At 59.0% G+C, this 9,877-nt stretch carries 13 protein-coding genes and 1 pseudogene; 7 read left to right on the top strand and 7 right to left on the bottom strand.

Annotation, left to right across the window (positions count from 1 at the left end):
* Positions 1-330, bottom strand: a pseudogene (locus FFS37_RS35300) (hypothetical protein); the annotation flags it as partial.
* A gap of 393 nt (positions 331-723) precedes the next feature.
* On the opposite strand from FFS37_RS35300, the gene FFS37_RS35970 reads away from it, so the two are divergent.
* Complete coding sequence (locus tag FFS37_RS35970; RefSeq protein ID WP_171026562.1) at positions 724-948, top strand: hypothetical protein; 225 nt, start codon at positions 724-726, stop codon at positions 946-948.
* Between the two features lie 85 nt (positions 949-1,033).
* On the opposite strand, the gene FFS37_RS35290 is transcribed toward FFS37_RS35970, so the two are convergent.
* Positions 1,034-1,324 (bottom strand): PepSY domain-containing protein, encoded by a 291-nt coding sequence (locus FFS37_RS35290; protein WP_137935508.1) that lies wholly within the window; start codon positions 1,322-1,324, stop codon positions 1,034-1,036.
* 132 nt (positions 1,325-1,456) lie between these two features.
* Between FFS37_RS35290 and FFS37_RS35285 the strand changes: the two genes are divergently transcribed.
* From FFS37_RS35285 to FFS37_RS35270, 4 genes are all read left to right on the top strand, one after another.
* Positions 1,457-1,774 (top strand): PepSY domain-containing protein, encoded by a 318-nt coding sequence (locus FFS37_RS35285; protein WP_137935507.1) that lies wholly within the window; start codon positions 1,457-1,459, stop codon positions 1,772-1,774.
* A gap of 2 nt (positions 1,775-1,776) precedes the next feature.
* Entirely contained in the window at positions 1,777-2,445 is a 669-nt protein-coding gene (locus tag FFS37_RS35280; protein WP_137935506.1) for a response regulator transcription factor, read from the top strand.
* Positions 2,442-3,797, top strand: coding sequence for a sensor histidine kinase (locus FFS37_RS35275; RefSeq protein WP_137935505.1), 1,356 nt, complete (start codon positions 2,442-2,444; stop codon positions 3,795-3,797). Before FFS37_RS35280 ends, FFS37_RS35275 begins: the two co-directional genes overlap by 4 nt.
* An 80-nt stretch (positions 3,798-3,877) precedes the next feature.
* Complete coding sequence (locus tag FFS37_RS35270; protein WP_171026561.1) at positions 3,878-4,150, top strand: Dyp-type peroxidase; 273 nt, start codon at positions 3,878-3,880, stop codon at positions 4,148-4,150.
* A 60-nt stretch (positions 4,151-4,210) separates the two neighbouring features.
* Here FFS37_RS35270 and FFS37_RS35265 read toward each other — a convergent pair whose 3' ends face one another.
* Positions 4,211-4,645: a universal stress protein gene (locus FFS37_RS35265; protein ID WP_137935504.1), complete on the bottom strand. Its 435-nt coding sequence runs from the start codon at positions 4,643-4,645 to the stop codon at positions 4,211-4,213.
* 441 nt (positions 4,646-5,086) lie between these two features.
* On the opposite strand from FFS37_RS35265, the gene FFS37_RS35965 reads away from it, so the two are divergent.
* Positions 5,087-5,245: a hypothetical protein gene (locus tag FFS37_RS35965; RefSeq protein ID WP_171026560.1), complete on the top strand. Its 159-nt coding sequence runs from the start codon at positions 5,087-5,089 to the stop codon at positions 5,243-5,245.
* Between the two features lie 213 nt (positions 5,246-5,458).
* Here the strand turns inward: FFS37_RS35965 and FFS37_RS35260 are convergent, their stop codons facing one another.
* Positions 5,459-6,637 carry a metallophosphoesterase family protein gene (locus FFS37_RS35260; protein WP_171026559.1) on the bottom strand — a complete coding sequence of 393 codons (1,179 nt, stop codon included), beginning with the start codon at positions 6,635-6,637 and terminating at the stop codon, positions 5,459-5,461.
* 648 nt (positions 6,638-7,285) lie between these two features.
* Here FFS37_RS35260 and FFS37_RS36090 point away from each other — a divergent pair.
* On the top strand, positions 7,286-7,696 hold the full coding sequence (locus tag FFS37_RS36090) for a hypothetical protein (RefSeq protein WP_210240520.1): 411 nt from the start codon (positions 7,286-7,288) through the stop codon (positions 7,694-7,696).
* Positions 7,697-7,698: 2 nt separating this feature from the next.
* On the opposite strand, the gene FFS37_RS35250 is transcribed toward FFS37_RS36090, so the two are convergent.
* From FFS37_RS35250 to FFS37_RS35240, 3 genes are all read right to left on the bottom strand, one after another.
* Complete coding sequence (locus FFS37_RS35250) at positions 7,699-8,121, bottom strand: hypothetical protein (RefSeq protein WP_137935502.1); 423 nt, start codon at positions 8,119-8,121, stop codon at positions 7,699-7,701.
* Positions 8,122-8,572: 451 nt separating this feature from the next.
* Complete coding sequence (locus tag FFS37_RS35245; protein ID WP_137935501.1) at positions 8,573-9,031, bottom strand: hypothetical protein; 459 nt, start codon at positions 9,029-9,031, stop codon at positions 8,573-8,575.
* Between the two features lie 56 nt (positions 9,032-9,087).
* The gene (locus FFS37_RS35240) at positions 9,088-9,690 is read right to left on the bottom strand and encodes a hypothetical protein (protein WP_137935500.1); all 603 of its coding nucleotides are present in this window, start codon (positions 9,688-9,690) and stop codon (positions 9,088-9,090) included.
* Between the last annotated feature and the right edge of the window lie 187 nt (positions 9,691-9,877).

Raw genomic sequence — 9,877 nt, 5'->3', positions numbered from 1 at the left:
GATACGCCCGGGTGCGATCGTCTCCACGGCCACGACATCATAGAAAGCGACGGAGGCAAAACTCACGGCTGTCAGCGCAAGTGCGATCAAGAGGTGCTTGCCGGGAATATTTCCCGCCGATTCCAGCACACGTTCTACCGAGAGCTCGACCAGGAATCGCTGCAGCACCACCACGGTGATGGCCGCGATGACCACGCCTGCGACGGGCATGGCAAAATGCTGGTAGCGGCTCCAGAAGCCAAACATCTGCAGGCGCGCATCGGGCCCAGGCAGCGTATCGGCCTTGGAATCCGGATTGTCCGGATCGGTCAGCTCAGACTTCGGCGGCATATGCAGTAAAGTCCCTGATCTTATCGAAGTTGAAATGTGCTACGGCGCTCTCAATGGCAATTTTACGGCAGCATGAGCGGAAACGAACAAACTGACGAGCCGTGCGACGCTGCATAGCGCCGCCTCTGTGTCGGCTCTGTGACCGCAACGCGGTTCTATAGAACCGCTAAGGAATCGAGAGAGTGGGTAGATGGCGCTGCGGTCAGCTCGAGCGACGGCTTTTGAGCGCACAGCCAAATGGAAGAATATTTCAAAGGAGCAAGCCACGATGATGGGCAGCGCCGCCGCACCATACGAGTGCAAAATCTGGCAATGCGCATCAGGGCAGCTACAAGCACAATGCAAGTACCCCCACGGCCTTGTCGGCTTGTTGCATGATCGATAGGCCAAGCCATGGCCGTCAAGCGCTGCGTCAAGGATCCGGTCGATGGTGTTCAGCACCGGCGGCTCCTCGACCGCACGCGGACATCGCGGCCGCCGCTTCCGGTCACCGCCTGGAGCGATGTCGACACGGGTCACAAGAAGATGCTCACCGACAGTACCATCGCCCTCGGCCGGCGCATTGGCGAAGATTTTCGCCGTCTCAAACTGAAGCCTGACGGATTCGAGCCGACTTGACCACCGCGTTTTGGGTCTGCCGCGTCGAGGCGCCACCGGGGACGGCGTACATGCGCCGCCCCCGTGATTGGGCCGAGGTGGTCCGTTAGTCGTCGGTCTCGGTCTCGGTCTCGATCACTTCGCCCGAGACCGGGTGCATGGTGACCTCGACCCGCTGGCCCGTTGCATCGAGGCCCTTGATCTCGTAGCATCCATTGTCCCGATCAACCTCGCGGACGGTCAAGCCGTTCGCTTCGGCTTTGGCCGAGATTTCTGAAACGCTCATCCATTGCGTGCGTTCGACGTTTCCGCAGTGGCGGTAACTGTCGTCGGCGAAGGCCGGGCTTGCCAGAGCGAGGGTGGCGGTCGCAGCGAGGGAGGCGAGAATGATGCGCATGGGTCTGTCCTTTCGTTTCGATTGCCTCTTTGGCCGCCGAAGCGGTTGGCCGGGGTTTGACAGGATCGCGATGACGGACCGCTGACGGAGCCTTTCAGTGTTTTGTCATCTTGAGCGGGCGACAAGACACGGATGGATCGGCGTCGTTTCCTGCTCATGGCTTTCGGGGTGCTTGCAGCGCCGGTATCTACGCGCGCGGACGACGACGACAATGACCGTGAGGATGCCGACCGCGCGCTTCGGGATCGCGCGCGGGGCGCGACCAAGTCGTTGAAGGAGATCATCGAGATCGTTCAGCGCACGGTTCCGGGGGCCATCGTTGAGACCGAATTCAAGGATAAGAAGGAAATTCCGATCTACGAATTCTATGTCCTCCAGTCGGGAGGGAGACGGCGTGAGGTGAAGGTCGATGGTCGCGACGGACGCATCATCGAGATCGATGAGGATTGACCATGCGCATCCTCCTCGTTGAGGACGACCGCAGGATCGCGGCTGACGTCGCGACCGCGCTGCGTGCCCATGATTACCTCGTCGACACCGAGAGCGACGGCGAGAAAGCCTGGTTCAAGGGCGACACCGAGGACTACGCCGCCATCGTGCTGGACCTCGGCCTGCCCGGCATGGACGGCCTGACAGTGTTGAAACGATGGCGCCACGCTGGCCGCCGCACCCCGGTGCTGGTTTTGACCGCGCGTGGCTCCTGGAGCGAACGTGTCGAGGGCATCGACGCCGGCGCTGACGACTATCTGCCAAAGCCATTCGAACTGGACGAGTTGCTGGCGCGGTTGCGGGCGGTGCTGCGCCGCAACGCCGGTCACGCCGACACCGTGCTCCGGTCCGGCGAGGTATCGCTCGACACACGCCAGATGCGGGTGACGCGCCGCGGCGTTCCGGTTTCGCTCACCCCGCAGGAGTACCGTCTTGTCCAATATCTGATGCACCATTCCGGCCGGGTCGTTCCCCAGCAGGAGCTGTCGGAGCATCTGCAGGCGGAGCATTTCCAGCGCGAGTCGAACGCCGTCGAGGTCCTGGTCGGCCGTGTACGGCGCAAGCTCGGCGGCGATTTCATCGAAACGCGCCGCGGCTTCGGCTACTGCATTTCCGGCGTTCCGAACCCGTGATCGGCCCCAGCAGTTCCATCCGCGTCCGGTTGTTCCTGTTTGCGCTGGCGGGCATCGCGGTGGCGCTGTCGCTCGCGGCCTATGGACTCATGGACCTGTTCGGCCGTTATCTCGACCGGCGTCTCGCCCAAGAACTCGATGGTTATATCGGGCAGCTCGCCGGCAATCTCCGCGTCGATCAGCCAGGCGGCGGGCTGCGCCTCGCGCTTGACCCGACGGACCCACGGTTCCAAGATATCAATTCCGGCCTCTATTGGCAGGTCCGTGACGAGACGCGCCATACGTCCTTGCGATCTCGCTCCTTGTGGGACGCCGAGCTGCCGCTCGCTGAAGGCGTCCTGTCACCGGGACAAACTCTTGCCAGCAACGTCGAGGCGCCGGACAGTGGAATTCTGAAGCTGCGCGAGACAAGCATCATCCTGTCAGGTGGGCGGCCGGTGCGGATCTCGGTCGGGGTCAACCGCGCGGAATCCGATGAACTGGCTTCTGGCTTTGCGTGGGATTTGGTGCCTGGCCTTGCTCTTCTCGGACTGGTGCTTCTCGTCGGCGCCTGGATTCAGTCGGGCGCTGGCCTGCGCCCGATCTCTGGTATTGGCGCGGAAGTTCAGGCCGTGCGCGACCGGCACCGCAGGCGTCTCGGCAGCGATGTGCCGAGCGAGATACGGCCGCTTGTCGACGAGTTGAACCGCCTGCTCGAACACCAGGAAATAGACATCAAGCGCGCCCAGGACCGCGCGGCCGACCTCGCCCACGGCCTCAAGACCCCGCTCACCGCCCTCGCTTCGGACATCGCTCGTTTGCGCGATCGCGGGGAGCGGGCGATCGCGGACGACATCGATGCCGTGGCGATCCGCATGCGGAGGATCGTCGAGCGCGAACTCGTGCGCGTGCGGCAGCGCTATCAAATGGGCAGCACGCCACCGGTGCCGGTCGTCGCCGTCGCCGAGACCATCGCAGGCATCCTGAAGCGGACACCCGCCGGCGAGATCGTGGTCATCGATGTGACCGGAGAGACGGCATTGGCTGCCGCGGTCGATCGCGATGACCTCAACGAGGTGCTGGGTAATCTGATGGAGAATGCCGTACGCCATGCGGCCACACGCGTCGAAGTGGTCGCGACGCGGACGGAGCAGGGTCTTTTGATCGAAGTCGGCGACGATGGCATGGGAGGCGTCCCCGACGATCTGTCGCGCCTGACCGAACGGGGCCGTCGGCACGACGAGAAAGGCGGGTCGGCGGGGCTTGGCCTCGCCATCGCCTCCGACATCCTCGCGATCTATGGCCAGGACATTCAGTTCCTGACGTCGCGGTTGGGAGGGCTTGGCGTCCGCTTCCATCTGCCGACAGCGTAACGCGGCGGCATCGTCGATGATAGAAGAAGATCAAGCAGGTAGTCTATAAACTGCTCCGCACCCGGGTAGCCGCTTCGATCGTGCGGGACAAACTGCCGTTCGGCGAGTTCGCACCTATTTCATCGGTTATGCGCGCTCGCCGACGCACATCGAGCGGATGCTTGAGAATATGTTCGTCGCGATCCGCCGGGAAACACGACCGGCTGCTCGATTTCAGCCGTGCGACGACGGGCAGCCTGTTCTTCGTTCCGCCCTCGACATTCCTCGGCGACGACGGCCCGGCCGCGCAGAGTTCGCGACACGGCTTGTCAAGTGATGGCCGTCAATCGTGCCTACGCATGATCTTGTGCTAAAGACGCCGACAAGGCAGCTTGCATGTAGCTGCGCGGACCAACCGCTTCTTGCAAAAAGCGCTAAACAATGAGCATCGCGACCGTGCAGTGTTTGAGGACCAGCACTGTTTCGCTCTCATGCAGAACTGCTGAAATGCCGCGATGCCGGTTCAAGGCCATGATAATTAGATCGCAGCCTTCCTTTTGCGCCGTTTCAACAATCGCCCTGTGAGCTGGCTCAGCGCACACATGGACAGTATTGCAGGTCACGCCAGCTGCTTCAGCAGCGGCGCTCGCACGGCTTAGGATCGTCGCTGCGCTACTCTCGGCGAGCCGATCATGAGCCTCCAAAGTCTCCTTTACGCGCATCGGTTCGACGATCGAGGCGTGAAAGGGATCAGAGATGGCAACCACCGTGATCTTTGCCCCGATCTCTTTTGCGATCTCGACAGCATGAGCAAGAGCCCCTTGCGCCAGGCTTGAGCCATCGGTCGGGATTAAGATATGTTTGAACATGGCATCACCTCAGCAGCGTAACCCTAGCGAAACTTACCAGCGCTAAACGCTCCGCCGTATTTCTACAGGTTCGCTAGGATACGTCCTGTAGCCGCTACACAATCAACTCGTTTTTTTTTGGACACCGGCATGCTTTGCTCTACTACGTTTTAAGGCCGTGCAACGAGCGGATCAGGCTCATACCCCCGCCGCCCGTCGCAACATCGGAATAATCGTTCCCTCCGGTCGCGATTCGAACCTCTGCGCGCGGACCACATACCTCCTGTTGCCGCTACAGAACTGTAAAATTGAATTTTGGCCTTCCGTAGCATGATGCCGGCGCGTCCATGCAAGCCGATGGTCGCAGGTCCCGCGCACCATCCTTCGCAGTACACCCTGCTTAGGCGGTCGTCACTTGTCTTAACGAGGCACGGCCGCAATTCAGAAGCATGGTGGGGACAAGTGAGCCGAATCGTCACCGATCAATTAACCGCTGCTGAAAGCCGGATTGCACCGCTGCTAAGGAAAGAACTCAACCGGATGATCAACGAGTGCGAAATGGTAAGTCGCCGCGTGCGAATTATCAAAGTCCTCGCCGAAGTTCCCGGTCATTCTGACTGAGCATGAGGGGATTTGAGGAACTCCCGCCACCACCGCGCCACGACGAACTCACGACGCGGGTACACGGCAGGCACATCGAAAACAATGTCCGATGACGGCGGAAAACACTGCTAGTCAGGGGACCGGCAGTGTTGCGCATCATGAGTAACGCCTCTGTCTGTACCGAAACCCGGACGTCGCGGTCAGGTCGCGTCCGATCCGAAGACGAAACATCTAATCGACTGGCCGGGGGGCCAGAGCGAAGGTTACAGAGGCACCAAACACAACGGGGGAGGAGGCCGACTTGTCGGCGTTCCACAGCGCTTCACGCACCGTCATCAGGCGGTTGGCTGTGTCGAGCGTCACAAGCTGAAATGAAAGCTTGGTTTCGTCCTTGGCGGAGACCTCCCCCTTCATCGGAGAGTCGACGCGCACGACGTGCAGGCCCAGGCTGTTGTCCGGACCAGCATAGTCGTAATACTGGCTCAGATTTGTATTGCCGTGAAAATAAGCCGCAATGTTGGGATATTTTTTTACAAAGTCGACGAAGGTCTGCTGTTCGGTCAGAGTCGGTTCTTTGACGGTTGTCTCGCTTGCTTTCACCAACAGATTTTCAAATTTATCCGTGGCATTGATGTCCCCGGCCCCGTTGGGGTTGGTCAGATGTTTGGCCTCCAACACAGGCCCGTCGTGAGTAAATAGTACGACGGGAGTGGTCGCAGGAACATTTTTCAGGTCGGTTTCAAGCCAAGCCTGCTCAACCGCATCCGGCCAAACGTTAAGAAACACGAAGTGGATTCCGCCAACGTCGCGGCTGTAGTGGATCCGATCGGTAGCATAGTTGTAGGTGCTAGTGGTAATGGGGGTAGCGGGCTTGACCTCCATGTTGTAGATTTCCACCATGGACGTCGCGTCGGTGGCAGGCTCCATCTTCTTGTAGAAGCCGATAGCGTTGGACACGTCGTGGTTACCCGGAACGACGAACAACTGTGACTTGTTGCCTGCTTCGTCCTTCAGGGTCAAACCATCAACAAAAACGGTCTTGAACTGCGCCCACGACGCGGCGGCGCTTTGGATGGCGGTGCCATCATTGACCTCCATGCGGTTTGCGATGTCGCCCGTTACCGCAACGAAGTCGATCGGACCGATCTCTTCGCCGGATTTCACGCCGTAGTCGGTCGGCAACGTTAGCGCCGGCAACGCGTTCATTTTGCCGACCATCACTTTATTGACGGCCTCGGCATTCACATCCTTGCCGCCTTGGAAGTCCGCGCGGGTGATGCCAAAGTGGACATCCGAAGTGACAATAAACTGGATCTCTTCGGCAGAAAGGGGCTCGGCGGCGAGGATCAGAAATGCAGCGGCAAAGCCGAGCAAGGTGGTTTGAGCAGAATGAGCGCTTTTGATGTTCATGGATGCCTCTCCGTTTTTGGTGGCCGGAACAGACCGGCTTGCCAGTCCAAAGTGAATTAACTGCATTGCCCAAAGCCGCGCGGCGTCGCCTTGAAGCGGAACACTCGCGTGTGGCCAGTCGTCCGCGGATCGTCGGAGCTCGGACCTATCGCAGTGATTAAGACGTCCTCCGTGGAATGCACACCGGAAATGGCTTCCGATCCCAGCAGTTTACGATTTGACCAAAATCATTTTACGACTGGACAAAGATACTTTTGTGACACCGTTCCTGACCGGCTGTGCGCCGGGCGCCCCTCAACAATCGTGACATCGACGCCCGCCAGCGCTAGCTCGCCTTCGCAACATCATTCCCGTCGGACCGCCCTCCGCCGATCACCACCGCGTTGCAACACCGGTTTTCATAGTTCTCTCTACAGTCGCGATTCGAACTCAGTCCCTAGTCTCCCCGCGGACCACGCGTCCTGTAGCCACTACAGAACAAGGGGCACAATGAAATTGGATTTGGCCTTCCAAGGCCGCACTGTCAGATGAAGTTTTCGATCGAGAATATAGTCATTGATCCCGTACTGGCTACAGGATGTAACTATTGAGCGGCGCGGATCGCGAACGTCCGGGACGTCAGCTGTCGTGCGCGGCGCGAGAAGCATCATGGGTGCTGATCAGATTCCGGGTTTGAGCGGAACTGTTCGAGCAAAATCTGAGGGAAAGCCGAGCGTGCGAAAACTCTGGATCTCAATCATAGTTGCAATCCTTGCAATGGTTCCGGCGATCCTTTTGCGGGCGGTCGGCTGGCGACCCGACCCTATCCTCGACGCGGCGGTCTTCGGTGCAGCGATCCTTTCAGCGGGCTTCACGCTGTCGTGGGGGGCCGAAACCGCGGAGGGGCAGATTTCAGCCGGGCTGATCCTCGCCGTTGTAGCGATCATCACGGTGCTGCCCGAATATGCGGTAGATATCTATTACGCTTGGCGTGCCGGGCAGGCGGGCGCTCAAGGCGTAGCAACCCTGCCTCAATGTCGGAGATCTCTGCGGCAGACGATCTGCCGCGCAACCGCATGATGTCACCGACGAATCTCAGTGCTGTTCGTCCAGGGACCCGATCGGTCTGCTCCGGAGATCAATCCATCATTGCGCAACTTCCCGAGAAAGCCGGCCAAGACATTCTCAAGAGCATTGAAGTCGCCCGCTGCGAGGACACTATCCAGCCGATCCGTTCCCAGTTGCGTCTCGGCCGACACATAAAAGCGCTCCAAAGCGCCGAGATGCACCTGCTGGGTTCGGCTGGAAGCGCGAGCATGGCCATTTCCACCCAGATTGTCGGCCAATAGCGCGGCCAGCCGTGGTGGTCCGTTAGGACCCAGCCAGCCAACGACGGAGGCAGCGATGGATTGCGCAGCTTCAAACACGGCATGACTCGAAGGTAACTTCAAACTGCGACGAGAAACATACCTTCGTTGAAATTTCCCCAGCGTGCCGGTGTTCACGGGCCGCTACGCTCCTCTATTGAGGAGCTCCGCTTCGCGGCCCGCAACCACCTCATTCAACGTTGCGAATGCGTCGACGAAGCAGTCTTCCTCCGGAAGAAAGGAAGCCCATGCGCAGATACGGCTCGCGGCCTGAATTGCAACACTTCTGAAACTGCCGGCAAGTTCCATAAGATAGATTATGCGACTTTCACCAGTAAAAGTTTAATATTTCTTAATGCTTCTAGGTATTTATCGCGCTTACTAAAAGTCTTGTTGACTATAATCAAGAGACAACCGATCAGTTCTGCAACATTATGGCTTCCTCTAAGCCTCGGCTTCGACAGATCGATGTTAATTAACACCACCTCCCTGTCTGGTTACAACTTTGCTGGAGACTCTGAACTCTCCTTCACCGCCGGCGTCCCAAGTGGGACCATATCGGCCTTCGCTCGCCCCCCTCTCGGCGCGCTCACTTGTGCGGCCAGCAATAGACCCCCTCGGATTCCATCAGTACCGCGCCACCCTTCAATTCGCTCAGTGCGCCGACCCACGCTTGCGAATAAGTGCGGCTGGCATCCACGGCCGTCAGCCAAAGAACGCGATTGTCGGCCAGTTCAACTTTAACTTCCTGCTGCAAAGGGCTCCCCTGCACGGTCTGCTGATAGTGGCGTTTGATCCTGACATTGCTGGCCGGAAACTCAGCTTCGTTGCTGCCGTAGTTCAGCACAAATCGAGTGTGGTCCTCAGCCACGGAGCAACTGCCATCACGCTCACACACGATTTTGGCTGCGGTCTTGCAGTCCCATTTCAGTGAAGCGGGCCACATAGGATTGTCCACGTTTGATCGCGGCTTGTCGCTCTGACTAGCCGCCATCAACACAGCGCCTGTGTTCAAAATCACAGTGGACAGGAGAAGTACCTTAAACACTACAAACCTCCAGAATTGTGACCCTGATAGTGCCTCGTCCTGCTCGATCGCCTGGCTTAGGGCATGTTGAGATTGAACCAGCTTTTCTGGCGCACGCCGTTCGCGTCATCATACTCGATGAACCAGGGCTTTCCGCGCATCGGTCGAGGGATGGTGAAGTAGGTGGGGCCATTACCAAGGGAATGCCCTCGATCGTTTCCCGCGGTCTGGATTGTTGCCGCAACCACCTTACCGTCGATTTCGATTAGGACCGAACGGGATCCCTCTCCATGATGCCCGCCGAGGGCGCTGTTTTTGAAAACAACGGGCAAGGAGAGCCTATCGGCCGCGATGCGGCAGATGTTCCGTTCTTGACCTAAGCCCGGCCGATCGGATTCGGAACTGCCAACTGCTTGCCAGCCAGACGGACAATCCTCATACTTCTCAAATCTCGCCGCGCTGGAGTTGGCTTGCGGGCAGGTCGGCCAATTAAAACCCGGGGCTTCCATCGCCGCAATCAACTTGTAAATTGGCGGGTGGCACGAGGGGGTGCCTTGCCAGTCGCCGGAAAGACATAGGAGGACCTGACAGCCCCATTCCGAAGCTTTCGATTGGGATGGAAGAGCTGCGGCGCCCGCGATGGCGACGGCACCCCCTAGTAGGAATTTGAGTATGGTCATAGCCTTTTCCTCGCTGCAGATTTGACAGTTTACTATGGATGATCCGCGCGAAAAAGGACAGGTCGAAAAGGCAGGTTTGTGCGACTACATCGATTTATGAAACGAGACGACGGAGGCGTGGTCAACAACCCGTTGCGCGCCAACATTGCACTGACGCTTGAGCGGGAGAGAGCCAGACGCGGCCTAT

The sequence above is a fragment of the Mesorhizobium comanense genome (genome assembly GCF_005503535.1).
Lineage (GTDB): Bacteria > Pseudomonadota > Alphaproteobacteria > Rhizobiales > Rhizobiaceae > Mesorhizobium > Mesorhizobium comanense.
Note: the sequence above shows the minus strand (reverse complement) of the source record. Positions and strands in the feature narration are given on the sequence as shown.